Source organism: Acidobacteriota bacterium (assembly GCA_033549365.1).
GTDB lineage: Bacteria > Acidobacteriota > Aminicenantia > Aminicenantales > Saccharicenantaceae > JAWSUF01.
In genome coordinates this window covers 72,493-95,860 of record JAWSUF010000002.1, presented here as the reverse complement: position 1 = coordinate 95,860, position 23,368 = coordinate 72,493, and the positions used below count along the sequence as shown (strand labels likewise).

Genomic DNA, 23,368 nt, shown 5'->3' with positions numbered 1-23,368 from the left:
TCACATCGTCCTGGCTGAATGCGGATCGGCATCCGTATCAAAAGGACCGCCGAAAGCGTCTTTCAGCCCGTATCTCTTGGCCGCCTCGTCCACAACACGATGGATGAGATCGGCATAGCCGTATCCCGCCGTCCGGGCCGCCTTGGGGAGACAGGAATTGTCCTCCGGATTGGGCAGAATGCCGGGCAGGGGGTTGATCTCCAGGATGTGGGGCTCGCCCCGCTCGTCGAGCCGGACGTCGATGCGCCCCCAGTCGCGGACACGGAGAACGCGGCAGGTTCGGCCCACGACGTCCTCGATGCGGCGGCGCAGGGTCTCCGGGATGTCGGCCGGGCAGCGGAAAATCTCAAGTGGGTTTTCAGGCTGATCCCAGATCCACTTGGCCTCGTAGGAATAGACCGGCTCGGCGCCGTCGGGCAGCCGGCCGTGGTCGATCTCGACGATGGGCAGAATTTCGAGATCCGGGGCGTTGCCGAGCACACCAACCGTGAATTCGCGGCCTTCGAGAAAGCGCTCGACGATCGCCGGCTGGCGGTAAAGCGAGAGAACCTCGAGGCAGCGCTCGCGAAGTTCACCGGGCGAACGGACGACCGAATTGTTCTTGATGCCCTTGCTCGACCCCTCATAGAGCGGCTTGACGATGGCCGGAAGATCGAAGTCTCCGGGAATGGAGTCCGGGTCCTCGACGATCCGGAAGGCCGGGTTGGGAACGCCGTGGTAAGACAGGATCTCCTTGGCCCGGGACTTGTCGAGGCAGATCCCGAGAGTCAGCGGATCGGATCCCGTATAGGGAATGTCCAGGATTTCGCAGACCGTGGGAATATGCGATTCCCGGTTGGGGCCGTGGAGCCGCTCGGCGATATTGAAGACGATGTCGGGACGCGCCTGCTGAAGGCGGACGTAGGCCCGCTCATCGGATTCAATGGGCAGGACGTCGTGTCTTTCGAGAAGAACGCCTTCGACGGCGGCAATCGTCTCGTCGGAGTCGCACTCCGCAAGCATATCGGGAGGAGGCTCGTCCTCCTCGTCTCGAAGCTCCTCGCGGTTCCGGCGGAGCATAGACTCCTCCATCCCTTTTTTGGAGCTGTAGATCAAGGCCACTTTCATTGTCTTTCAATCCCCCGCTGGACCGGACCGCCGTGTGTGTCTTTTCATCGGCGCCGTCTTTTTATTTCGTTTCTTCGCTCTTTCTTCCGTTCCTAGTTTTATTTTAAATTTTCAATTTCATATATAAACCTTTTTTTTCAAATGTCAATACTTTTTTTAAAATCGACACCACTTTTTTTTGTATTGAAGGCAAACGAACCCCCAATTTGTTCCGTTAAAAGACCCAAGGCGAATTCCGTGCCAACTTCCGGATCCGGTCCCGTTTCCGGGATCCCCCCTGCGCCCCGCGGAAGCCTCCTTGCGGGAACATAAAGGTGCAACGAAGCTGGAATGGTGAGATCGGCCCGCCCGAAGGGGAAAAAGCGCCAAATATAAAAGAGAAAAGAAAACTTGGCGCTTTTTCCGCACAGCCTTGGCGCCGAAGCTGTGCGCGGGTCGAGATTGCCGTTCCGGCAAGGAAGCAGTTCTCGAAGGCGTAGTTGAGCTACGTCGAGAGGGCTGCAACGAAGCCGGAATGGTGAGATCGGCCCGCCCGAAGGGGAAAAAGCGCCAAATATAAAAGAGAAAAGAAAACTTGGCGCTTTTTCCGCACAGCCTTGGCTTAATGTTCGCGGACGATGTCCTTGACCCGCATAAGCTGCACCTGGTACGACCGCTCCATCTCTTCAAGCCGCGAGGCGATGTGGCGGATGGTCGTCCGGAGGCCCGGGATCAGGATGTGCTCGAGGGCGTTGACGCGCCGACGCGTGAGTTCTATTTCTTTGGCCAGGAGTTCGACGGCCTTCCACAAGCCGGCGATTTCGAGAAGGATGGGCAGAACTTCACGCGTCTTTTTCACCCCGACGTCGAACTCAGCGTCCGTGGCCGAAAGGTCATAGTCGGAAACCTCCAGGACGGCCGTCTCCAGCCGCGGCACGGCCAGGCTCAGGATCCGGGTTTTCTCCGCGGTGAGTTCCAACACACCCTTGGGGATGAGCGCGTCGAGTTCCTCCATGGTGTTCCGGCACCGGGCCACGGCAAAGGATATGAGGATGGTCTCGAACCCGCTCTGAGCCTTCTCATGGAGCTCGGTCAAACGGCGCATGCTTTCCAGGAAACGCCGCATGATCTCCTCGAGTTTGTCCTTGAGAAGCTTATGGCCGCGTTCGGCCAGAGCCAACCTGCGGCGCAGCCGCAGGAGCTCCATCCGGTTCGGATTGACGTTCAGCTTCACGGTCCGGGTTCCCTACTCTTTCGCCTTTTTCTTGCCGGCGCTTTTCCTTTTTTCTTGTTCCTGCTTCTTCGGTTTCTCGGCCGCTTTGTCATCGGCTGCCGGCTTCGAGTCTTCGGCCGCCTCTACGGATTCGCCGCTCTCGACCTCTTCTTCCTCCGGGGCCTCGTCCTCGCCCGCTTCCCCGCCGGCTCCGGCATAGTATTCGTCCAGGTATTCCGGCCGGATTCTCTTCAACTCGCCGCGGGGGATGATGCGCATCAGCCTCCAGCCGATATCCAACGTCTCGTCGATATCGCGGGCCTCGAACTCGCCCTGGCGGACGAATTCGTTTTCGAACGTCTCGGCGAATTTCAGGTACAGCTTGTCCAGGTCCGAAAGGGCGGCCTCGCCCAGAATCAGCGAAAGCTCCCTCGCCTCCTTGCCTCGCGCATAGCAGGCGAAAAGCTGGTTCATGACGTCGGCGTGATCCTTGCGCGTCTTGTCGGGGCCGATACCCTTGTCCTTGAGCCGCGACAGGCTCGGCAGAACGTCGATCGGCGGGTAGATGCCCCGGCGATGGAGTTCGCGGCCGAGAATGATCTGACCTTCGGTGATGTAGCCCGTCAGGTCGGCGATGGGATGCGTCTTGTCGTCCTCGGGCATGGTCAGGATCGGGATCATGGTGATCGAGCCCTTCTTGTCCTTGATGCGCCCGGCGCGTTCATACATCATGGACAAGTCGGTATAGAGGTAGCCGGGATAACCGCGCCGGCCGGGGATTTCCTTCCTTGCGGCAGAGATTTCTCGCAGGGCCTCGGCGTAGAAGGTCATGTCGACCAGAATGACCAGAACGTGCATGTCCAGATCGAAGGCCAGGAATTCGGCGCAGGTCAGGGCCAGGCGCGGCGTGGCGATGCGTTCGATGGGCGGCTCATTGGCCAGGTTGAGGAAAAGGACGGCCCGCTCGAGGGCGCCGGTGTTCCGGAAGTCCTCGATGAAAAAGTTGGCCTCTTCAAAGGTGATGCCCATGGCGCCGAAAACGACGGCGAATTTTTCTTCTTTCGCCAGAACCTTGGCCTGCCGGGCGATCTGGGCGGCAATCCGCGGATGAGGCAGACCGCTTCCGGAAAAAAGCGGCAGCTTCTGGCCGCGGACAAGCGGGTTCATGCCGTCGATGGACGAAATGCCCGTCTGGATGAACTCCGACGGATAGTCGCGGGCGTCCGGGTTGATGGGGCTGCCGTTGATGTCGACCATCTTGCGGGCGATGATCCGCGGTCCGCCGTCTCTGGGCCTGCCCGAGCCGTCGAAGACGCGCCCGATGATCTCTTCGGATACACCGAGCTGCTGCGAGCGGCCGAGAAACCGCACACGGGATTTTTCGATGTCGAGTCCGACGGTGCCCTCGAAAACCTGCACAACGGCCTGCTTGGTCGAGATGTCGAGAACCGTACCGCGGCGCATGCGGCCGTCGGCGGACTCGATTTCGACGAGCTCGTTGTACTTGACGTCCTCGATCTTCTCGACGATGACCAGGGGGCCGACGATATTGCTGACGGTCAGGTATTCTTTGTACATGATGCCTCTCTCAATCCCCGGCGCCGGAGAGTCCCCGGAAGGCCTCTTCCACGGCCGTGTCGACCGCCAGGAGGCCGTCCTCCTCTTCGGGCAGGAATTTCATCGTGGCGATGTCCTCCCTGACCTCGAGGCCGAGGATGCCGTCGAGTTCGGCGCCCTTCTCGAGCGCGGCCAGGGCGGCGTGGTGGAAATGGATGATGGTTTTCAGCATGAGGTACTGCTTGCGAAGCGACGTGTAGGTATCCTGCTGGTGGAAGGCGTTCTGGTGGAGGAAGTCCTCGCGGATGGACCGGGCCGACTCCAGAATCATCCGGTCGCGCGTCGCCAGCGACTCGACGCCGACAAGGCGCGAAATCTCCTGGAGTTCGGATTCGAGCTCCAGGATTTCCATGGCTTCCTGGCTCGTGGCAATGAAGTCCTCGGCCACCTCCGTGCTCAGGTACCGGCTGATGTTCTCCCGGTAGAGGGAATAGCTGAGGAGCCAGTTGATGGCCGGGAAGTGGCGCATGTTGGCCAGCCTGTCGTCCAGGGCCCAGAAGACCTTGACGACCTTGAGGGTGGACTGAACGACAGGGTCGGACAGGTCGCCGCCGGGCGGGCTTACGGCCCCGATAACGCTCAGGGCGCCCTTGCGATCGTCCGAGCCGAGACATTGGACGAGACCGGCCCGCTCATAAAACTCGGCGATCCGGCTGGCCAGATAGGCCGGGTAGCCTTCCTCGCCCGGCATCTCCTCCATCCGGCCGGAGATCTCGCGGAGCGCCTCGGCCCAGCGGCTCGACGAGTCGGCCATGAGGGCGACGGAGTAGCCCATGTCGCGGAAATATTCGGCGATGGTCATTCCGGTGTAAATCGACGCCTCGCGCGCCGCAACCGGCATGTTCGACGTGTTGGCGATGATGACCGTCCGCTCCATGAGCGGGCGTCCGGTGTGCGGGTCCTTGAGGTCGGGGAAGCTCAGCAGCAGGTCCGAAACCTCGTTGCCGCGCTCGCCGCAGGCGACATAGACGATGATCTGGGCGTCCGACCAGCGAGCCAACTGGTGCTGGACGACGGTCTTGCCGCTTCCGAACGGTCCGGGCACGCAGGCCGTGCCGCCCTTGGCCAGCGGGAAAAGCATGTCCAGAATCCGCTGTCCCGTGACCAGCGGTTCATACGGCATGAGACGTTCCTGAACCGGCCGCTGGCGGCGGATGGACCAGGACTGGAAGAGCTGAACGTCGCGTTTTCCGTCTTTCGTTTTGATGCGGGCGGCGACATCCTCAACCTTGAGGCCGCCCTCACGGATCTCCTCGATCGTTCCGGCGGCGCCCTCGGGCACGAGGATCCTGTGCTGGATCAGAGGCGTTTCTTCGACCTCGCCCAAAATGTCGCCCTCGACGACGGTGTCGCCCTTTTTCTTCAGGGGCTTGAACTCCCAGGTTTTTTCCCTGTCCAGATGCGGAACGTCGATTCCCCGGGTGACGAAATCGCCTGTCTTCTCCCGGATGATGTCAAGCGGTCTCTGGATGCCGTCGTAAACCGCGCCCAGCATTCCCGGGCCCAGCTCGACGCTGAGCGGCTTTTCCGTCAGGGTCACGGGCTCTCCGGGGCCGATCCCCGTCGTGTCTTCGTAAACCTGAATATAAGCCTGGTCTTCCTTGAGCTCGATGATCTCCCCGATCAGGCCGATTTCTCCGATCCTGACCATGTCGTACATCTTGGCCCCGAGGCAGTCCGCGGCGACGACGAGGGGGCCCGCCACGCGGATGATCTTTCCCTGTTTCATATCAGTCCTTCCGTTTGACCAGTGAATCCGAGCCTGTGGCCTTGACGGCCATCTCCCTGAGCATCGCGTCCAGCGTCCCGACGGCGGAGCGGAAGTCCGAGAACCCGACGACGACGGGCAGGAATCGCCCGGCCAGCGCCGCCCTCTCCGCCTGGAGAGGCTCGAACAGGCTCTGGTGGAGAAGGCAGAGAGCATAGTTGCCCCGCCCGATGTCCTTCAGGACCTGCCGCGCCTCCTCCGTGTCGGCAGGCGAGAAGACGTCGAAGCCGAGGGCGCGGAAACCATAGACGAGGTCCTCGGCGCCGATGACGGCGATCCCGGTTTTGCTCTCGGCGTCAGACATAGGTGGCGCTGATCCTTTCCTTGATTTTATCGGCCGGAATGCGGTTGATGGTTCCGCCGCCAACAAGCCGGACAAGGTCGAGTTCCCGGCGGCGGCCGAGGGTGTAGGCAAAGACGGGTTCGGGCCCGAAGACGACGGCCTTGGCTTCATGGAGATGGGACATCAGGAGGTCGGCGATGCCTCTCTCCAGTTCGGCGAAGGTTTCCCTCTCGGCGAGAACGGCCGAGGCCTTCTCCCAGAGATTTCGCAAAGGACCCGAAGGCAGCCGTCCGGCAAACTCGGAGGCACTGAGGCCGTGACCGTCTAGAAACACGGTCCGGTCCAGGCCGCCGCCGCCCAGAAGATGCTTTTCCAGAATTTCGACGGGCAGATCCAGATAGGACGCCCGCATGAAGATTTTGATGTTGGCGCAGTCGACGGCCCGGCGCTGGTAATCCCGGATGATCGGGTAAGGCAGGTCCGAAACCGCCGCGGCGGACGCCTCCAAACGAAGATTCGGCTCGAGCGCCCTCAAAACGTCCTCTTCAGGAAGGAGTTTTGCGGCGAGATCCGACAGATCCTCCTGTTGCTTCGCCAGGAACGCATCGAGCTCCCGCGTGTTCCGGACCTCCGTCAATTCTCCGGAATAGTCTCCCGCCTCGGCCATCATCCTGAGGACCGCACCGGAATCGAGACCCGCCGCCTCGCGGAAAACGGCCCGCGGAATGAGTTTTTTCTCCAGAGCCCGCACCCGGCCCACGGCATAGGCGTAAGCGAAGCGGGACGGTCTTTTCATCGTCTCAGATCTCCAGGATCTCCACGATTTCGTTTTCGAGGCTCGGCCGCATCTCCCCCATCAGGCGATCCCGGCTGAACTCCTCCTCCCGGACACCGTCCTTGAGGATGATTTTCCGCTTGAGCTTGCCTTCCTTCGGCAGCTTTCCGGCAAAAGCCTTGTCCATGACTTCGGTGACGAGGGATTGGCGGGCCTCGAGAAGGGCGATCTGACGGTCCAGGCGGGCCCGGGTGAGAATCCGGCCTCCTTCAAGACGGCCTTCCCTTTCGGCGTCTTTGAGGATGTCGGCGACCTGGGCCGCGGCCGCCTTTTCGGCCTCTTCCTTGATCGCCCGGGCTTTGGCGCGGTGGTCTTCCAGAATCTTTTCGGTTTCCGCCCCGGCGTCGGACCGGATTTTTTCGATGATCGTCTCGAGGCTCATGATCGATCGGCGGTCAGAGCTGGATTCCGTTCAGAAGAAGAACTGTGACCAGAAGGCCGAGAACCGCGTAGGTTTCGACAAGCGCGGCCATGACGACGGGCTTGACGACTTCCTTGGGCTGCTTGGCGGCCATCTGGACGCCCGCCGAACAGACCCGGCCCTGGTGCATGGCGGAGACGAGACCGGTGAAAGCGATGGGCAGGCAGGCGATCAGGATCTGCCAGCCCTGGATCGTCGTCGGGTTGACCGCTTCGCCTCCCATCATCCCGACCTTGAGAATGACCAGAAAGACGGTCAGAAAGCCGTAAATCCCCTGCGTTCCGGGAAGAACGACGAGGAGCAGAAGCCCGCCGAACTTGCCGGGGTCTTCGCTCATGACTCCGGCGGCCGACTGGCCGGCCAGACCGATACCGATGGCGGAGCCGATGCCGGCCATGATGATGGCCAGGGCGCCGCCCAGGATTGCCAATGTCAAACCGAGTTCCATGGTTGCTTGACCTCCTTATCCTCTTTTATAACAATCGATGTCATTCCTCGAACTCCACATATCGGTTTTCCAGGCGCAAGGGGGCAAAGGCCTTGCCTCCCGCCTGGTAGAACTTGGTGAAGAACTCGACGAACTGAAGACGCATGGAATGGACGAATCCGCCCAGGAATCCAATGGCCAGGTTGAACAGGTGGCCGCCGATGAAGACCAGGGCTCCGGCGAACCAGCCGATGACCGGGATGGCGGCGGCCATTTCGACCAGGGTGTTGACGACCATGGCCACGACGCTCGTGGACAGGCCGAGGGCCAGGATTCGGGAATACGACAGGATGTCGGACAGGTAGCCCGAAATCCCGTAAAGTTTGAAGAGACCGCCGAAAACCCGGGCGAAGGGATTCCGGCTGGGCGAGGCGAAAAGCACGATGGATGCCGCCGCGACGAGGGACAGGATCCCGAAGACGGAGTGTCCGAGAGCCAGGTAGAGCGTGAGAGCCGGCAGCAGAAGCAGCCAGCCGCCCTTGACGAAAACGGCCTCCAGCACATGTCCGGTCTTGAAGGCGTGAAGGAGTCCCAGTGCCGTGCCGAACCACACCTGGATGAACCCCAGGGCCAGGGCCAGGATCATGAACGGGATCGGGTCCTGGATGGCGTCGATGAGCAGAAGCTTGCGGATGGGGAATCCGAACCAGCCCCCGAAAAATGTTCCACAGACGATGTTGGCGACACCCAGGAAAAGGAAGAGGCGGGCGAACTGGAGCGCGCCCCCTTTGGGCTTGGCGAATTTCATGAACAGCAGGGACAGAATCGTGATGAGCAGTCCGTATCCGGCCTCCCCCACGGTCAGCCCGACATATAGGAAAAAGAACGGAGCCATGGACACCGTGGGGTCCAGGTAGCCTTTTTCCGGCAGGCCGTAGAGCCGGGTGATGATTTCGAACGGTTTGGCCGCCTCGCTGTTCTGAAGATCGACGGGAGACTCTTCATCGGGAAGCGGCTGACGGAAGAACACCTGGTGAGCATCGGTCGCCGCGTCCAGGCTCGCCTGGAGTTTTTTCCGGTCATCCGTTTTGATCCATCCCTCGATCACGCAGGCCCTGTCGGTTTCACCGAAGAATCCCAGAGCTTCGCTCTTTTGCTTCTCGCTGAGGAGAACGTCGTGGACGGCCATGAGTTCCGGTCTGTGAACGGCAAGGGCCTTGATTTCCTCGTTCAGGGCGGCCACGGCCTTTTCGCCTTCTGAAATCTCGACCCGGATTTTTTCGAGAAGCGTCTCGACGGTATCGTCGGGCGCGGAGCGGTCCATGAAGGGCTCGATAGACAGAAAGTCGAGTTCGATGTCCTTGAAACGCGGTTCGATCGCCTCGGCATCCTCACGAAGGTGAATGAGAAGTACGCGGCAGGATCTTTTATCCGCAGAGACAATCTCGAACCAGAGAGGGATTTCGGCGGCCAGGGATTCGAGGTCGCTTTTCCGGGATACGGGCATTGCGGCCAGACGGACCTGCGTCGAATCGGTGGGCCGGATCCGGCAGATCGGAATCCGGAGCGGCCGGAGGGGATTCAGGAATTCGATATCCTTTTCCAGGGCGTGGCGGCGGATTTCGATCTCGTGTTTTTTCTCTTCCCGCCGCTCCAAACCGTCGAGAACCGAAAGATAGTCGCCGGCAAGTGCCCGTCCTCTGGCGTCTTTTCCCAGCCGGGGTTTCCCCGCGATCATGCGTTTGAGGCCGCCCGTCTCATCGAATTCGGAGAGGATGTCGAGCGCGTGTCTCAGACGATAGAGCGTGTGTTCGATCTTGTCCGTTCCCTCGGGTGACGGGGCCGTGGGCAGGTCTTCGAAGGTCGGTGAGTCGAGATGAACAAGGCCGGATTCCTGGAGGGCCGCCAGAACATCGTGTTTCTGAGACCCGTGGGTGAAGATCTGGACGCGATCGATTGCTGCGACTGCCACTGTCCCGGCCGTGCCTCCTTTACTCGAACGTTTCGCGATAAGCCCCGGCACCGGGGTGTCTGCTCTCGTTTGAACCGCCGCCCGGAAGAGCGGCGGCGACTTCAGCCGATCCCGGGCTTTTCGACGCTCCCGGCACCGGCCGGATTTTCTTGCTCAATCCAACGAGGCGCTATTATAACACAGGTTTCAAGCCCCATTCACAAAAAAGCCGATTCCCCCCGGAAGGACCGGATCAGAGAATTTCTTCGAGCTTTTCCCAGACGGCCCGGGCGGCCTTATCGACGGACTTTCGGCCCTTGTCGAGAATGGCGGCCTTGTCGCTGTCCGTCTTTTTCCGGATCTCATCAGCCTCGCTCTTGGCCTCGGCGATGAGGGCGTCTTTCGTCTTTGCGGCCTTTTCGCGGGCCGCGGAGATTTTTTTCTCGCGGTTTTTTTTCGCCTCTTCGTGGGCTTCCTGAAGGATGCCGGGTCCTGCCTTTTCCCGAGCGTCACGGACGGCGTTCCGCGCTTCGGCTTCGGCCTGCTTGATCCTGTCCAGGGCTTCCCGGGCTTCGGTACCTGCGTTGTGTTCCGTCATTCTCTTCAACCTCGATTCATCTTATCGATCACACCGGCACATCGGGCTTTCACCGATCGAAGATTCCGCGGCATCGGCCCGAACCGGTTTTCCATTATAAGACAACGGTGATGATTATATCAATTTTCTTGAAAAAGGCGCGGTCGTCGCTTATGATCGGAAGCAGGAATTATGCAACAGGAATCCTGCGTCGTTCTCTTTTCAGGCGGGCTCGACTCGACGACGGCCCTCGGCTGGGCGCTCGCCCGTTACGAGCGTGTCTTCGCCCTGATCTTTGACTACGGCCAGCGCCACAGGATCGAACTCCGCGCCGCCGCCCGCACGGCCCGGCGCCTGGGCGTTCCCCGCGCCGTTCTCAAGGTCGACCTCCGACCACTCGGCGGTTCGGCCCTGACCGACCCGAAAATCCCCCTGCCCCGGTGCCGGCGGCGGAGCGACATCCGGCCCGGGCCGCCTGCGACCTATGTGCCTTTCCGAAACGGCATTTTTCTGTCGCTGGCCGCCGCCTGGGCTGAGGCTCGGGGCATTCAGGACATTGTCTGCGGCTTCAACGTCATCGACTCCCCCGACTACCCCGATACGCGCCCGCAATTCGTCCGGGCCATGGAAAGAGCCGTCCGGGCCGGGACCCGGGCCGCATACGGCGCGCCTCCGATCCGCATCCTGGCCCCGTTCGCCGGCCTGAAAAAATCGGACATCATCCGTCTGGGCCTTTCGCTCGGTGTCGATTATTCCACGGCCGTTTCGTGTTACGCGGGGACGGAGGCGCCCTGCGGCCGCTGTTCCGCCTGCCTCCTGCGCCGGGAGGCCTGGCGGGAGGCGGGGGAAAAAGATCATCTCGAAGTGCGCTTGAAAAAGGAGGGTCGGCGATGAGTTGGTGTCTCAAGGTTCGGGAGAAATTTTCCGCGGCGCACTACCTGAAGGAATACCAGGGCAAGTGCGAAAAGCTCCACGGCCACACCTTTCGGGTCGAGGTCGAAATCGAAGTCCATGAACTCGACAAGGCCGGAATCGGGATCGACTTCGCGGAAATCAAGGCGGCTCTTGCGGAGATCCTGCCCGATCACGGCCTGCTCAACGACCTCTATCCCTTCAACCCCTCGGCCGAAAACCTGGCCCGGAGGTTTTTCGAGGACCTGAAAAAGCGCTTTCCGGTCCGGGCCGTGACCGTCTGGGAGTCCGAGGATGCCGCGGCCGTCTATTCTGAAGATCTCTGAGGTCTTCACCTCCGTCCAGGGCGAGGGCCTTCGTCAGGGCCAACCGACGATCTTTGTTCGGCTTGCGGGCTGCAATCTCCGCTGCGCCTTCTGCGACACAAAGTATGCATGGAAGGAGGGGAAGGACCGCGAGGTCGGAGACATTATGGCCCAAATCGAAGGCCTGAGGCGGAACTTTCCCGCGGATTGGATCTGCCTGACCGGAGGCGAACCTTTTCTTCAGAACATCGGCCCTCTCGCCCGCCGCCTCCGAAAGGCGGGGCTTCCAATCCAGATCGAAACCAACGGAACGCTTTATCGACGCATCCCCTTCGATTGGCTGACCATCTCGCCCAAGCCGCCGCGATACGCCGTCCGATCGGAATGGACGCGGCGGGCCCGTGAAGTCAAGCTGGTCGCCGGCCGCAGCCTGTCGTTCGATGTTCTGCGCGATGTCCGGGCCGCCTTTCCCGCGGCAACTCCCGTCCTGATTCAACCCCAATCCTGCGCCGCCTGGAGCGCCCGGAAAGCCTTCCGGCTTCTGGAACACGCCCTCGCCGAGGGCCTCCCCAACATCCGCCTCTCCTCACAGCTCCACAAAATCCATAATTTAAATTGACGTTGCTTGGCTTTGGCAAGCGATCCGATGCTTCCTCTTGAACACGGCGGGTTGCAAGAATCGCCTGACTTCAATGGCGATTCAATCAGGGCCGCTGGTGATAGGAAGTGCGGAAAGCGACGTGACAGGGACTTCAAAACCGGATGGTGAAAGTCGTCCCTTCTTCCCGATCGACTTCGACCGAGCCGCCGAGTTGAGTCGCCAGGTTAAAAACAAGCCTCAAGCCGAGCGACTCGATATTGAGGACGTTAAAATCGTCGCCGAACCCCTTCCCGTCATCTTTGACGACAAGATGGTATTTCGGGTCCCTCATCCCGGACTCGGGCTCGTCCAGTGCCATCCGGACTTCGATCCGGCCCTTTCGCCCCTCGGGGAAGGCATGCTTCAGGGCGTTCGAGACCAGCTCGTTGACAATCAGGCCGCAGGGCACGGCCGTCTCGACGGTCAAGGCGATGTTCGTCGCCTCGATATCAATCGAAACCCGCTCTTTATCGATGCCGAATGTCGACATCAACTGATCGATAATGGCTGAAAAATAGGCCCGGGCGGAAACGGCGGCCAGATTCGCCGAACCATAGATCGTCTCATGAACAAGAGCCATGGTCCGGATCCGTGTCATGCTTTCTTTCAGGGCGAATCGATCCTCATCATTTTGAATTTTCCGGGCCTGGAGAAAAAGCAGGCTGGAGATGATTTGGAGATTGTTTTTGACACGGTGATGAATTTCCTTGAGGAGGACGTTTTTCTCCGAGAGAGAGGCCTGGAGCTGGGCTGTTCTCATCTCGACTTCGCGTTCAAGACGATTGGCGTATCGATGCGCCGCCACAAAGTGAAAGGCCCCGACGCTGATCCCCACCCCGACGGCCAGAACCAAAAGCGCAAACCAGACCGTTTGCCAGAACGCCCGGGAGATCCGGATCACCGGTGACACGGCCGGTGCACTCCAAACTCCGAGGGCATTGGCCGCCTGAATATAAAAACGATACCGGCCGGGAGGGAGATTCATATAAAGAATTTTGGGCTCCAGCGAACGGAAAGGTTCGCTCCACACGGTATCGAAACCCTCAAGAAGGGTTCGGAAGCGCACGGCCGTTTCGTCAATAAAGGAAGGCGCCGAAACATGAAAGGTGAAGTGGTTTTTGGAGTGATTCAACCGAAGAGGCTCTTGCAAGGGAACTGAGAGGCCCTTGATATCCAAGGCCGTGATTTCGACATGGGGCACCGGAATGTCTGCGGGATCCGGGTCGTACTCTTCCCGGTAGTAAGATACCCCCGAGTTCGTGCCGATCCACAACCGGCCTTCGCCGTCGACCACTCCGGCCGAACGGTTGATCTCCAGACCGGCCAATCCGCTGCGTGTCGCGTAGACCCGCAGAGTCAGGTCCGAACCGTCCCAGCGGATGACACCGTTGTCCGTTCCGAACCACAGGCGGCCGCGGAGATCCTCGACGATGAGGTAGATCGGACGTTCGATCGACAAGGTCTCCGCCCCCGATTCGACAAGGCGCCCATTCCGGACAAAAAACAATCCGGCCTCCGTCCCCACCCAGGTGTGGCCTTGCCGATCAAGGTGGACGGCATAGACGTTATTGGCTGCCGGTCTTTCGGGGTGGGAGATTTGGCGCCACGACCCGGAAGAAATTCGCAAAAGTCCATGTCGGTTGGTTGCCAGGTCGATCGATCCTTCGGGACCCTGAAAAATTTTCCTGATATACATCTGATTGAAGTCCGGCAACGGGACCGGAATAAAACGATTGTCTTGCAGAATGTAGAGCTCCGGCCCCGTGCTCACCCAGAAAGTCCCGGCTTCGTCGATAAAAAGCGTGCGCACCTTTCCGCCGATGCCCTCCCCTCTTCCAATCCAACGGACGGGACCTTCATGTCGAACGCTGCCCAATCCATAGCCCGATGTCGCAATCCATAGCATCCCGTCTCCATCGGTTTGAATATCCAAAACCCTGTTTTCCGCGGCAATCAGGCCGTCTTCTTTTTCCAGGCTTGCGGCGCGAATCGCGTCGGAGCCCAGATAGCTCAAGCCGCCGTTGTGCCCCAGGATCAACCGACCCGGGCCGACCTTGGCGATCGCGCTCACTTCATCGCCGAACAGGCCGTGAGTTTTCTGGAAGTTCAAGAACCGCAAACCGGATATCTTGGAGACTCCGCGGGGGTTGGCCACCCAGAGATTCCGTTCTCTGTCGAGAGCCATTCCCGCCGCGCCGGCACCGGCCAAACCGCTTTCGACATCGATATCGAGAGGCGGGCTTCCGTCTGCGGGACAGTGCATCAGCACCACGGCGTTTCCTACAAAACATCCGCCATATCCGTCGGGCGCGATCCGGACCAGGGAAGAAGTTGATACGGGCCTGACCAGGGGAGATCGTGACAGGAACGACAGCGCGGCCGAAGCATGAAGCGTCGTCAATTTCCCGTTTTCAAGAAACCCGACCCAGTCGGGACCGCACAGCCAGATCCGCCCTTTCCGCTCTCTCCCGCCCCCGGACAGGGCAAGAACGCCGCGTTTCAAAACCGGGTGGCGGTCATTGAGGGCATTGTCCACTTTCCCGTCGCGGATGACGGACAGGCCGCCTTCCGTGGCCACATAAAACGCGCCGTCGGAAAAGAGAAGCCCTTTGATCGCGCCGCCCGACAGTCCGTCCGGAGTGTGATATCGCCGCCATTCATCCCCGTGATATAAGAAAAGTCCCCGGTATCTCGTGCCGACCAGGAAGGCGGGCGCGCCTCCCGATATTCCGGCGGCCAGGAGAATCGGTTCGAGCGGAATCTCGTTGGAAACCGGAAGGGGCACGGAAAAGATGTTCCCGTCCCTGATCGTGGCGATCGTGCCTTCGAGATACGTGATGAGAAACCAGGGGTGTCCGTCGACATCCAGGGCGACATCCATGGCGACGTTTCCGGAAAGGCCGTTGCTCGTCGACCACCCATGCCAGGAAAAGCCGTCGTACATGGACACGCCTCCCCGCGTCGCGAACCACATCCGGCCTTTCGCATCCTGGGCCGCCCCATGAACCTGGTTGTTGATGAGCCCGTCGTTTTCCGTATAGACGTGGACGAGGTAGCTCTGAGCGAGGCCGGGAACCGGCGCGGCGGCTGCGGTGACAAGGAAAAGAACGACGGCACAGAGGAGGCGGTTTGTCCTCATCCTTCAGTTCGCAACCGTCCCGGAGCAGCGCCCGAGAGAGCCACGGCCTCCTCGAGAGCGGCGAAGAGATCTTTTTCGTCAAAGGGCTTGCTCACCCATTTCGGAGACTCGGACTCGCCGAGCCGCGACAGGACATCCGTGCTCAAAGACGCCGTGATAAAAACGACGGGCGTGCCGAATCGGCTGCGGATCTCCCTTGCCGTATCGAACCCGTCCCGGCCGCCTTTCAGGGTGATATCCATAAGAACCGCATCGGGACATGTCGTCTCGGCCAGCCTCACGGCTTCATCTCCGGTTATCGCCGTCCCGCAGACAACCCAGCCCCGGCTTTCCAACCGCTCCTTGATCTCCATGGCGATAATGGCCTCATCTTCGACAATGAGGATTTTCAGCGGGTTGGTTTTCAAAGCGTTCCCCATTCGGTCCCATCACCTCGGCATCGTCGTTCCCTCTCAATCCTCCGACCCCCCGAGACTGAGCTTAACAATCGGCTTTTCGAGTAGTTTACGGGAACCGGCAAAGGTCTGTCAATCACCCCGCCGAACGCTTTTTTGTGAAAAACCGATAGCCGGAGCGCGTCAGGTAAACCCCAAGCAGAATGACGGCGGCGCCGGCCGCCAGCCGCGGCGTAAGTTTTTCCGACAGGATGACGGCCGCGGAAACGGCGGCGAAGATCGGGATCAGGTTGCCGTAGATTCCGGTCTTGGCGTTGCCCACGCGCCGGACGGATGCATACCAAATTGCGAAACTGATGACAACGGCAAAGACTGCGGAATAGACGACGGCGCCCCAGGCCGCCGGGGAAGCCGCCCGCCATTCGCCCTGAAGAAGATCGCGGGCGGCGAAGGGCAGATACAGGACTGTCCCGACGATCGTGGTCATGGCCGCAAGGTGAACAGCCGCCATGCGGGCCAGGATCGGCTTTCCGAAGACCGTGTAGACGGCCCAGCAGATATTCGCGGCCAGGATCATGAGATCGCCGCGGATGCCGCCTCGAATAAGCGACCCGTCAGGACCGTTCATCACAACGGCCAGGCCGACGAAGGACAGGCCGATGCCCAGCCAGCCGGCCCAGGTGATCTTTTCGAAGCGGAAGGCGGAACTCAGGAGAGCGATGAAAATCGGGGTCATGGCCATGATGACGGCCGATGTGGAGGCCTGCTCCAGGGCCAGCCCATGGATGAAAAATATCTGGTAAACGGTAACGCCGGCCAGCCCCAGCCCGGCGATTTTCAGGACGTCTCCCTTTCGGAACGCGGGTTTGGCACGGCCGGCCAGGAGCCAGGCTGCATAAATGAGCGACGCCAGCCCGAACCGGAGGCCGTTGAAGGCATGCGGGGTGAACTCGCGCAAACCGATTTTGATCACGGACAGATTGACGCCCCAGAACAGAACGGCCAGGATCATGAGCAGGTCTGAACGGCCGAAGCGGGCCGCGTTGTTGTTCGGCGTACGGATCCCGGCGTCATCCATCACGGCGTTCTCCTCCATCGCCACGTGTCCTTCTCTCTGTCTTCCCTGCCGCCGGTTACCGGAAAACAAGGGTTACCCGGTGCTTCTAGATTCAAAACGACGGCGCGGCGGGGACACATGATTCGGGATCGGTTAGAACGGAGGGTTCAGCCTTGGTTTTTCCGCGGCCGGCCGCGGCGGCGCCGGAAACGGGCCTCGACCATGGACATCATGCCGCCGCGCGGATTGAACTCGCCGACGACGGTCGCCTCGGCGGGCTTGCAGGCCTTGACGACATCGCGCAGAATCCGGTTGACGGCGTTTTCATAGAAAATTCCCAAATTCCTGTAGGCCAGGATGTATTCCTTCAGGGACTTGAGTTCCAGGACCCGCTCCTTCGGCGTGTAGCGGATTTCGATCGTCCCGAAATCGGGTTGACCCGTCTTGGGGCAGAGCGATGTGAATTCCGGGATCTCGATCCGGATCTCGTAGTCGGAAAACTGGTTTGCGAAAGTCTCGAGGGCGGGGAGTTTGTCCTTGAGCCCGGCTACGGCCTCCTTGTCGGTGTATCTCGGCATAACGATCCTTTCATCGCGCCGGCGGCGGTGCAGCGCGTAAAAGAAAGATTATACATCTCTTGCGGAGCACGGGCAAGCGCTGATGCCCACGGCTCATCGCGTTTCAATCTTTCGAACGGCGCGGCAGGCAGCCTTGTCGATCGGACATGAGTTATGCAACACATCGGCATTCTTTGAATGAATCAGGTTAACCTGATTTGAGGGGATTGCGGACGCGGAGGGCCGGGAAGCGGCTGAAGTCGCGGTCGACGGTCCAGAGCTCCTCGACCCCCTGCTGAAGACAAATGGCCGCAATGCGGGCGTCATGGACCTTGGGCCCGGAGATCTTTCCGTCGAGAACGAGTGCCCGGAGCCGGGGCCAGTAAGCCTCGTCCTCGGCCAACAGGACCAGGCCGGGCGATTCGAACCAGGCTTCGATCTGAGCGACGGCCGACGCGAGCGGTGTCGGCGGAGCGTAGATCCTCGGGTGGGTCGTGACGGCCAGGAATTCATGAAGGCAGGGCCAGGGAATGCCCCACGGGGCACGCCCTTCCGCCAGCCCGACAATGCTCTTGAGAGCGGCTGCGTGTAGCGGAGAGTCCTCGCGGTGGGCATAGACCAGGAGATTGCTGTCGACGGCGATCATCCGCCCCGACCCTCGTAGCTGATGTCGAGAATCTGGTCCCAGGTCACGCCGGCGAGGTGGGGTTGGATTCCCCGCCCCTTGAAGGACGCCTTGCGGAGCTTGAAGACGCCGGGCTTGCGTCCGCTGCGTTCGGCGACCACCTTTCTGAGCCCCTCTTCAACCAGCGCCTTGAGAGTCGTTCCCTCCATCCGGGCGACCTTGCGGGCCTCATTAAACAGGCTGTCGGGAATATGTATGGTTGTCTTCATATGGCTAACCATATCACAGCTCCCTTTGGGAAATCAACAGACTTTCCCATCGCCCATTATCTATCTTTACAGACGTTACCGAAATGCCGGAGTGGGCTGTGCTTCCTTATCGGACCGCCGGCAGAGGCTTGATTCGCGCGATGTCGTTTTTTATGGTCCGGGCCGCATCCCACAAATCGACCGCCCTCTGGGCGTTCAGCCAGAATGCGGGAGAGTTTCCGAACAAACGGGCCAGCCTGAGCGCCATGTCCGGACTCACCGCCCGACGCTCCCGGAGAAGCTCGTTGACCGTCTGACGCGAAACGCCCAGGGCCTTGGCGAGCTCCATGACCGTCAGCCCGTAATCAGGCATGAAATCTTCCCTCAACATTTCGCCGGGATGCGTGGGCCGGATCTTTCTTCCGCTTGTATTGGGGATGCTCATGGCTCACCTCGTTTCAATGATAGTCCGTGATCTCGACATCGTAGGCGTCACCGTCGACGAAACGGAAACAAATGCGCCACTGGTCGTTGATGGCAATCGCATGCTGTCCTTTTCGATCCCCTCCGAGCTCATGAAGTCTGTTTCCGGGAGGAATCCTAAGATCACTCAAGCATGTGGCCAAATCGATGTATTCGAGCTTTCGAACGGCACGCCGGGTGATGTCCGGCGGGAACTTCCCGGAGTCGCCCGCAACATAAAGCTCCTGCGTCATCTTGTCCTTGAAGGTCTTGATCACGGCAATAATGTAACTCGTAACGTGACGCGTGTCAACAGCGCCTTGAGAGTCGTTTCCCCCTTCCAGGCGAATTTGCGGGCCTCGTTGAACAGACAGAATAGCTCCTTGTCCGAGTCAATCCGCATTCTATGTCCATTTATTAAGACGTCCGCAAGAGGCCGAGATTCCCACTCCATGATCCCTATAGCACCGGGCCGCCGAAATCACCCGTCCGCGGGCTTGCGCCGCCGCAGGCGCGTCAGGACGACGGGGCGGCCGTTGCCCTCCAGGATCTCGGCCTCGACGCCGTAGACCGCGCGGATGTTGTCGGCGGTGAGGGTCTCGCGGACGGAACCGGCGGCCACAATTCGCCCCTTGAGAAGCAGGACGACGACATCGGCCGAGGCCGAGGCGACGTTGGGGTCGTGGGTCGTGAAGACGACGGTCTTGCCCCGGTCGCGGAGGGTCTCGAGCGTCCAGCAGATCCGCTGGGTGTTGGCCAGGTCGAGATGAGACATGGGCTCGTCGAGAAGAAAGACGCCCGGATCCTGGGCCAGGACACGGGCCAGCGAGGCGAGCTGCTTCTCGCCCGAGCTCAGGGTCGGGAGCGTCCGGCCGCGGAACTTCCGGACGCCGGCCGTATCCAGCGCGGATTCGGCCGCGGTCCGATCCTCCGGCCCCGGCATCTCCAGGAACCCCAGATAGGGCGCGCGCCCCAGGAGCACGTATTCGAGCACGCTGAGCTCAAAGCCGAGGGGCTCCTCCTGGGCGACGAAGCCGACGGCCCGGCTCATCTCGCGGCGCGTCAGGCCGTCCGACGGGCGCCCGCCGATCTCGACCCGCCCCGCCCACGGCTTGTGCCAGCCGAGGATGAGGTTGAGAAGCGTCGTCTTCCCCGAGCCGTTAGGTCCGAGAAGGGCGCAGAGCGTGCCGCCGCCGATGTCGAGCGAAACATCGCGAAGGACGTCGGGTCCGGCTTCGGAGTAGGCGAAGGAGACGCCGCGGACGGAGATCGCGGGCGCGCCGCTCATGATTTCAACCTCAGGCGGCGTGTCGAAAGAAGCGCGATGAAGACCGCCGTTCCGAAGAGCGAGGTCAGGATGCCGAGCGGGATTTCGCCGGAGAGGACGGCCCGGGCCAGGTCGTCACAGACGAGGACGAAGATCCCTCCGATGAGGATGGAGGCGGGCAGCATGCGCTGGGCGTCGGAGCCGACGATCCGCCGGGCGATGTGGGGGACGATGAGCCCGACCCAGGTGATCTGCCCGGCCTTGGAGACCAGGACGGCCGTTGCGGCGACCGCGGCCGCAAGAAGGACGATCCGCTCCCGCCCCGGCGTGATCCCAAGTGAGAAGGCCGTTTCGTCGCGCATGGCCAGGAGGTTCAGCCGCCAGCGCATGAGAACCATAATGACGAGACCGGCCGCGGCCACGGGCAGAACCTGCCAGAGGTCAGGCCAGGTGATCGCCCACAGCCCGCCGAGAAGCCAGAAGGTGATGTCGGGGAGCTGCTTTTGTGGATCGGCCAGGTACTTGAGGATGCCCGTTCCGGCCGAGTAGAGCGCACCGATCGAGATCCCGGCGAGAACCAGGCGGAAGATCCAGTCGCCCCAGCGGATGCGCCGGGCGATGAGGTAGCTTGCCGCGAGGCCAAGGAAGGCGAAGGCGGCCGCCGCCGACTGGACACCGAGGGCCGAGCCGCCGAAATAGACGATGCCGAGAGAGGCGCCGAAGGCCGCGCCCGAAGAGACGCCGAGAAATCCGGAGTCGACGAGCGGGTTGCGGAAGATCATCTGGAAAACCGCGCCCGCCGCGGAGAGGACGGCGCCGAGGAGGAAGGCGGCCAGGATGCGCGGCAGGCGGAGATGGAGGACGAGCGTGCGGGCCAGCTCGTTGTCGAGGAGGTCGGAAACCGAGGTCAGACCGGGACGGGGGTAGCGACCGATGAAGACCGAAAGAATGAGGACGAAGACGACGGCCGCCGCAATGATCCACATCCGGCGGGTGCGCAGGCGGGCGGTCGTGCGGTCGTCTTCGAGGTTGGGGGCGGTGTTCATCGGCTCAGCGGAAGTCGGTCTTGATGCGGGAGACGATTTCGGCGTCGATCGTCGCGGCGTCGAGGCCGTAGAGTTCGCCATAGAAGCTCCGGACTTCGTTTGCGATGTCGTAGTCCGGGAACCGCTCGGGGTGGAGGGAAGCCGCCATCCAGGTCAGGCCGAGAATCCAGCGGACGTCGGGGCTGTCCCAGCCATAGAAGTCCGTGGGGAAGTAGCGGACGTTCTCCTCACGGACGGCTCGGATGTTTTTCCATTGGCGGTCCGAGGCCAGCCAGTCCAGGAAGGCCGGGGCTTCGATGGAGTACCAGACGATGAAGACGATGCGGTCGGGGTCCCAGGCGGCGATCTGTTCGAGGTTGACGACGGCCCAGCCGCCCGCACGCTCTGCGGCGTCAAGCCAGACGGGACTGCCGCCGCCGGCGCGGACCTGGAAGGTCTGCATCCAGGGGACGGCCGGAACGCGGACGGCGTATTTGCCGCGCTGCATGTTGCCCATGGCCACGAGGACGGAGGGCCGGTCGGCGGCGGTGAGCCCGGAGAGCGCCTCTTCGACACGGGCGACGTTTTTCCTGTAGAAGGCGACGATCCGGTCGGCCTGGGCGTTGTTTCCCAGGAGGACGCCCAGATTGACGATGTCCCGGTAGTACTCCTCCGGCGTTTCCAGGTTCAGGAAGGCCGTCGGGATGCCGACCTTGGCCAGGGCGTCGGCCAGCGGATCGGAACCCGTGCCTTTCATGAGGACGAGGTCTGGATGGAGTCCGGCTACGGCCTCGGGGCCGGGATTGGGAAGGAGCGTGAGCTTGGCGTCGATTCCCGGGAAAAGCGCCGTCAGGAAGTCGCTTGCCGTTTTCCCCCGCTGCTCCATGCCGACAAGGCGGTCGGGACCCTCGGGGAACATGTAGAGGAGGTGGAGGAGGTACTGCGGCCCGCGCCCGACGACAGCCAAGCGCTGCGGGAGGGCGGGGAGGCGGATATCCTTCCCGGAGGCGTCGGTGATGATGAGAGGGGGTTGGGCAGTTGATCTGGCGGAGTCTCGTGCCGGGGGGGTTGCGGTTGTGGCAGAAATGATAGCAGAGGGTGTCGAATATAGCTCCCGCACCACCAATGAAACCATAACAACAAAAATCAAACAAAGACAGATTGTAATATTCCGATTGATGAGATGCTTTTGCGTTGAGCGAATCACGGGTTCTCCTTTCCAAGCACGGGCGGCCGGGGCGTTTCCATCCCGACCTCGGCCGGTTCAGGACCGGCGCATCGACGACCGGCCGTGGAGGGCTGTGCGCCGCTCTTTAGGCCCGGCCGTTCGGAGATCGATCCCGCCGCACGATGCCGCGGGTTCGAGACGCGATATTATCACAAGGCACAACGGAGAGGCAAACGGACCTCGATCTATTTCTCTTTTGCCTTTCTGACCTTCTCGAGATATTTGACGTCGAGTCGATCCCTGTCCCGCCCGACCGCTTTTTTATTTTTGATCAGATCGTCGAGCGAAATAAAAAAAACATCGACATCGCCGTATTTCGCCCTGGTTCTGTTTTTCCAGGCCGAACGGAATTTGATCCCGGCACAGGCCGTAATGATATCGATCCTGACCGGCTCGAAGCCGAGCTGGACGATCACGTCGGGCTGCAGGAAGTCGGCCGGCTCGACCTCCGGTTTCGTTCCCCAGAACTCAGCGATGGCGGCAACGATTCTGGCCCCGTTCTCTTCCGTCGCCTCGACAAGGATATCGATATCTTTCGTGTAACGCGGCTCGGCATAAAAGGAAAAGGCGAATCCTCCGACGATCAGATATTTAGCCTTTTTCGCGGCGAGTAACTGTAAGAACTCTCTGTAATCCTTTTCGACTCTCATTTTTCAGATCATAGACCATTTCCCGGAGATATTGAAGCGTGTCCAGTTTCTCGGCCGGAGACGCCTTCAGCCAGCGCTCGAAATCGAGATCGTCCGCTCTCTCAAGCCGGACGATTTTGACTCCGTTTTTCATAGATGTATTTTATCACAAATCGGCTTTTCTGGCGTGATGATGCCGGCCCGCGTTGACAGGGCCGCGTAGGGGATGATACATAGAAGTCAATCCACAAGAGAGGAGTTTCCATGGCGCTCAAAGATAAAGACCGGGCCGTCAACCGGGCGGTTGATCCTGCGCTGGCCGAGGCCGTTCGCGACCGCATCCAAGGCGGCACACTCGACTGCACGGCGGCCTTCGCCCTGGCGGCGGAGAAAGGCGTCGCGCCCAAGACCGTGGGCGAGGCGGCCGACGACCTCGACGTCCATCTCAGCCGGTGCCAGATCGGCCTCTTTGGATTTCCCGGTCACGCCAAAGCCTGGGATCAGCCCGATTGGAAAGAGCCGGAGACGCCCGGCGGATTCGAAGAGGCCGCTCATGCCGCGGTCGACTCGGACGGAAGTCTCTCCTGCGCCTCGATCTGGGCCCTCGCCGGGCGATTCGGCATCCCTCGCGCCGCGGCCGGATTCCTGGCCGACGGCATGAAGTTCAAGATCAAGCGCTGCCAGCTCGGAGCGTTTTAATC

Annotated in this window: 25 protein-coding genes, 1 pseudogene and 1 riboswitch; of the genes and pseudogenes, 4 read left to right on the top strand and 22 right to left on the bottom strand. The window is 61.1% G+C overall.

The genetic code is table 11. From position 1 onward, the window contains the following. The 10 genes and pseudogenes from SCM96_03205 to SCM96_03160 form a co-directional block, all read right to left on the bottom strand. Positions 1-1,107 (bottom strand): ATP-grasp domain-containing protein, encoded by a 1,107-nt coding sequence (locus tag SCM96_03205; protein ID MDW7759629.1) that lies wholly within the window; start codon positions 1,105-1,107, stop codon positions 1-3. 601 nt (positions 1,108-1,708) lie between these two features. Next, complete coding sequence (locus tag SCM96_03200; GenBank protein MDW7759628.1) at positions 1,709-2,320, bottom strand: V-type ATP synthase subunit D; 612 nt, start codon at positions 2,318-2,320, stop codon at positions 1,709-1,711. A gap of 198 nt (positions 2,321-2,518) precedes the next feature. Continuing rightward, positions 2,519-3,877: pseudogene (locus SCM96_03195) on the bottom strand (V-type ATP synthase subunit B). 10 nt (positions 3,878-3,887) lie between these two features. Then, on the bottom strand, positions 3,888-5,645 hold the full coding sequence (locus tag SCM96_03190) for a V-type ATP synthase subunit A (GenBank protein ID MDW7759627.1): 1,758 nt from the start codon (positions 5,643-5,645) through the stop codon (positions 3,888-3,890). 1 nt (position 5,646) lies between these two features. Beyond that, complete coding sequence (locus SCM96_03185; protein MDW7759626.1) at positions 5,647-5,988, bottom strand: V-type ATP synthase subunit F; 342 nt, start codon at positions 5,986-5,988, stop codon at positions 5,647-5,649. Beyond that, entirely contained in the window at positions 5,981-6,763 is a 783-nt protein-coding gene (locus SCM96_03180; protein MDW7759625.1) for a V-type ATPase subunit, read from the bottom strand. Before SCM96_03180 ends, SCM96_03185 begins: the two co-directional genes overlap by 8 nt. Before the next feature lie 4 nt (positions 6,764-6,767). After that, positions 6,768-7,184 carry a hypothetical protein gene (locus SCM96_03175; GenBank protein MDW7759624.1) on the bottom strand — a complete coding sequence of 139 codons (417 nt, stop codon included), beginning with the start codon at positions 7,182-7,184 and terminating at the stop codon, positions 6,768-6,770. 13 nt (positions 7,185-7,197) lie between these two features. Next, positions 7,198-7,671 carry a V-type ATP synthase subunit K gene (locus tag SCM96_03170; protein ID MDW7759623.1) on the bottom strand — a complete coding sequence of 158 codons (474 nt, stop codon included), beginning with the start codon at positions 7,669-7,671 and terminating at the stop codon, positions 7,198-7,200. Positions 7,672-7,711: 40 nt separating this feature from the next. Beyond that, the gene (locus tag SCM96_03165; GenBank protein MDW7759622.1) at positions 7,712-9,622 is read right to left on the bottom strand and encodes a V-type ATP synthase subunit I; all 1,911 of its coding nucleotides are present in this window, start codon (positions 9,620-9,622) and stop codon (positions 7,712-7,714) included. 232 nt (positions 9,623-9,854) lie between these two features. Next, on the bottom strand, positions 9,855-10,199 hold the full coding sequence (locus SCM96_03160; GenBank protein ID MDW7759621.1) for a hypothetical protein: 345 nt from the start codon (positions 10,197-10,199) through the stop codon (positions 9,855-9,857). A 171-nt stretch (positions 10,200-10,370) separates the two neighbouring features. Between SCM96_03160 and queC the strand changes: the two genes are divergently transcribed. From queC to SCM96_03145, 3 genes are read left to right on the top strand one after another with little or no spacing between them, the layout of a single operon-like run. Continuing rightward, positions 10,371-11,072, top strand: coding sequence for a 7-cyano-7-deazaguanine synthase QueC (gene queC / locus SCM96_03155; GenBank protein ID MDW7759620.1), 702 nt, complete (start codon positions 10,371-10,373; stop codon positions 11,070-11,072). Next, positions 11,069-11,416, top strand: coding sequence for a 6-carboxytetrahydropterin synthase (locus SCM96_03150; protein MDW7759619.1), 348 nt, complete (start codon positions 11,069-11,071; stop codon positions 11,414-11,416). Before queC ends, SCM96_03150 begins: the two co-directional genes overlap by 4 nt. Then, the gene (locus tag SCM96_03145; protein ID MDW7759618.1) at positions 11,385-12,014 is read left to right on the top strand and encodes a 7-carboxy-7-deazaguanine synthase QueE; all 630 of its coding nucleotides are present in this window, start codon (positions 11,385-11,387) and stop codon (positions 12,012-12,014) included. Before SCM96_03150 ends, SCM96_03145 begins: the two co-directional genes overlap by 32 nt. A gap of 133 nt (positions 12,015-12,147) precedes the next feature. Here SCM96_03145 and SCM96_03140 read toward each other — a convergent pair whose 3' ends face one another. From SCM96_03140 to SCM96_03085, 12 genes are all read right to left on the bottom strand, one after another. Next, positions 12,148-15,174, bottom strand: coding sequence for a histidine kinase dimerization/phosphoacceptor domain -containing protein (locus SCM96_03140; GenBank protein ID MDW7759617.1), 3,027 nt, complete (start codon positions 15,172-15,174; stop codon positions 12,148-12,150). Next, positions 15,171-15,593: a response regulator gene (locus SCM96_03135; protein MDW7759616.1), complete on the bottom strand. Its 423-nt coding sequence runs from the start codon at positions 15,591-15,593 to the stop codon at positions 15,171-15,173. Before SCM96_03135 ends, SCM96_03140 begins: the two co-directional genes overlap by 4 nt. Positions 15,594-15,705: 112 nt before the next feature. Then, on the bottom strand, positions 15,706-16,647 hold the full coding sequence (locus SCM96_03130) for a DMT family transporter (GenBank protein ID MDW7759615.1): 942 nt from the start codon (positions 16,645-16,647) through the stop codon (positions 15,706-15,708). A 146-nt stretch (positions 16,648-16,793) separates the two neighbouring features. After that, positions 16,794-17,204, bottom strand: coding sequence for a preQ(1) synthase (queF, locus tag SCM96_03125; GenBank protein MDW7759614.1), 411 nt, complete (start codon positions 17,202-17,204; stop codon positions 16,794-16,796). Between the two features lie 187 nt (positions 17,205-17,391). Next, on the bottom strand, positions 17,392-17,829 hold the full coding sequence (locus SCM96_03120) for a TA system VapC family ribonuclease toxin (protein ID MDW7759613.1): 438 nt from the start codon (positions 17,827-17,829) through the stop codon (positions 17,392-17,394). After that, positions 17,826-18,077 carry a type II toxin-antitoxin system VapB family antitoxin gene (locus SCM96_03115; GenBank protein ID MDW7759612.1) on the bottom strand — a complete coding sequence of 84 codons (252 nt, stop codon included), beginning with the start codon at positions 18,075-18,077 and terminating at the stop codon, positions 17,826-17,828. The genes SCM96_03120 and SCM96_03115 overlap by 4 nt, the downstream gene beginning before the upstream one ends. A 106-nt stretch (positions 18,078-18,183) precedes the next feature. After that, positions 18,184-18,501 carry a HigA family addiction module antitoxin gene (locus tag SCM96_03110; GenBank protein ID MDW7759611.1) on the bottom strand — a complete coding sequence of 106 codons (318 nt, stop codon included), beginning with the start codon at positions 18,499-18,501 and terminating at the stop codon, positions 18,184-18,186. Between the two features lie 13 nt (positions 18,502-18,514). Next, positions 18,515-18,796 carry a type II toxin-antitoxin system RelE/ParE family toxin gene (locus tag SCM96_03105; protein MDW7759610.1) on the bottom strand — a complete coding sequence of 94 codons (282 nt, stop codon included), beginning with the start codon at positions 18,794-18,796 and terminating at the stop codon, positions 18,515-18,517. A gap of 203 nt (positions 18,797-18,999) precedes the next feature. Next, the gene (locus tag SCM96_03100) at positions 19,000-19,806 is read right to left on the bottom strand and encodes an ABC transporter ATP-binding protein (GenBank protein ID MDW7759609.1); all 807 of its coding nucleotides are present in this window, start codon (positions 19,804-19,806) and stop codon (positions 19,000-19,002) included. Then, positions 19,803-20,831 carry an iron ABC transporter permease gene (locus SCM96_03095; protein ID MDW7759608.1) on the bottom strand — a complete coding sequence of 343 codons (1,029 nt, stop codon included), beginning with the start codon at positions 20,829-20,831 and terminating at the stop codon, positions 19,803-19,805. Before SCM96_03095 ends, SCM96_03100 begins: the two co-directional genes overlap by 4 nt. A gap of 4 nt (positions 20,832-20,835) precedes the next feature. Next, positions 20,836-21,777 carry an ABC transporter substrate-binding protein gene (locus tag SCM96_03090; GenBank protein MDW7759607.1) on the bottom strand — a complete coding sequence of 314 codons (942 nt, stop codon included), beginning with the start codon at positions 21,775-21,777 and terminating at the stop codon, positions 20,836-20,838. A 229-nt stretch (positions 21,778-22,006) separates the two neighbouring features. Further along, positions 22,007-22,155, bottom strand: a riboswitch (molybdenum cofactor riboswitch). Positions 22,156-22,223: 68 nt separating this feature from the next. After that, positions 22,224-22,688, bottom strand: a complete 465-nt coding sequence (locus SCM96_03085; protein ID MDW7759606.1) for a DUF6036 family nucleotidyltransferase — start codon at positions 22,686-22,688, stop codon at positions 22,224-22,226. Between the two features lie 243 nt (positions 22,689-22,931). On the opposite strand from SCM96_03085, the gene SCM96_03080 reads away from it, so the two are divergent. Beyond that, positions 22,932-23,366, top strand: a complete 435-nt coding sequence (locus SCM96_03080) for a hypothetical protein (GenBank protein MDW7759605.1) — start codon at positions 22,932-22,934, stop codon at positions 23,364-23,366. Positions 23,367-23,368: the final 2 nt, after the last annotated feature.

Bases quoted from the DNA above. Each gene is read 5' to 3' on its own strand.
- SCM96_03170 (MDW7759623.1), bottom strand. From the start codon at position 7,671: ATGGAACTCGGTTTGACATTGGCAATCCTGGGCGGCGCCCTGGCCATC.
- queF (MDW7759614.1), bottom strand. From the start codon at position 17,204: ATGCCGAGATACACCGACAAGGAGGCCGTAGCCGGGCTCAAGGACAAA.
- SCM96_03135 (MDW7759616.1), bottom strand. From the start codon at position 15,593: ATGGGGAACGCTTTGAAAACCAACCCGCTGAAAATCCTCATTGTCGAA.
- queC (MDW7759620.1), top strand. From the start codon at position 10,371: ATGCAACAGGAATCCTGCGTCGTTCTCTTTTCAGGCGGGCTCGACTCG.
- SCM96_03100 (MDW7759609.1), bottom strand. From the start codon at position 19,806: ATGAGCGGCGCGCCCGCGATCTCCGTCCGCGGCGTCTCCTTCGCCTAC.
- SCM96_03120 (MDW7759613.1), bottom strand. From the start codon at position 17,829: ATGATCGCCGTCGACAGCAATCTCCTGGTCTATGCCCACCGCGAGGAC.
- SCM96_03140 (MDW7759617.1), bottom strand. From the start codon at position 15,174: ATGAGGACAAACCGCCTCCTCTGTGCCGTCGTTCTTTTCCTTGTCACC.
- SCM96_03130 (MDW7759615.1), bottom strand. From the start codon at position 16,647: ATGGATGACGCCGGGATCCGTACGCCGAACAACAACGCGGCCCGCTTC.
- SCM96_03085 (MDW7759606.1), bottom strand. From the start codon at position 22,688: ATGAGAGTCGAAAAGGATTACAGAGAGTTCTTACAGTTACTCGCCGCG.
- SCM96_03160 (MDW7759621.1), bottom strand. From the start codon at position 10,199: ATGACGGAACACAACGCAGGTACCGAAGCCCGGGAAGCCCTGGACAGG.
- SCM96_03095 (MDW7759608.1), bottom strand. From the start codon at position 20,831: ATGAACACCGCCCCCAACCTCGAAGACGACCGCACGACCGCCCGCCTG.
- SCM96_03145 (MDW7759618.1), top strand. From the start codon at position 11,385: ATGCCGCGGCCGTCTATTCTGAAGATCTCTGAGGTCTTCACCTCCGTC.
- SCM96_03115 (MDW7759612.1), bottom strand. From the start codon at position 18,077: ATGAAGACAACCATACATATTCCCGACAGCCTGTTTAATGAGGCCCGC.
- SCM96_03180 (MDW7759625.1), bottom strand. From the start codon at position 6,763: ATGAAAAGACCGTCCCGCTTCGCTTACGCCTATGCCGTGGGCCGGGTG.
- SCM96_03175 (MDW7759624.1), bottom strand. From the start codon at position 7,184: ATGAGCCTCGAGACGATCATCGAAAAAATCCGGTCCGACGCCGGGGCG.
- SCM96_03185 (MDW7759626.1), bottom strand. From the start codon at position 5,988: ATGTCTGACGCCGAGAGCAAAACCGGGATCGCCGTCATCGGCGCCGAG.
- SCM96_03190 (MDW7759627.1), bottom strand. From the start codon at position 5,645: ATGAAACAGGGAAAGATCATCCGCGTGGCGGGCCCCCTCGTCGTCGCC.
- SCM96_03110 (MDW7759611.1), bottom strand. From the start codon at position 18,501: ATGAGCATCCCCAATACAAGCGGAAGAAAGATCCGGCCCACGCATCCC.
- SCM96_03150 (MDW7759619.1), top strand. From the start codon at position 11,069: ATGAGTTGGTGTCTCAAGGTTCGGGAGAAATTTTCCGCGGCGCACTAC.
- SCM96_03205 (MDW7759629.1), bottom strand. From the start codon at position 1,107: ATGAAAGTGGCCTTGATCTACAGCTCCAAAAAAGGGATGGAGGAGTCT.
- SCM96_03080 (MDW7759605.1), top strand. From the start codon at position 22,932: ATGGCGCTCAAAGATAAAGACCGGGCCGTCAACCGGGCGGTTGATCCT.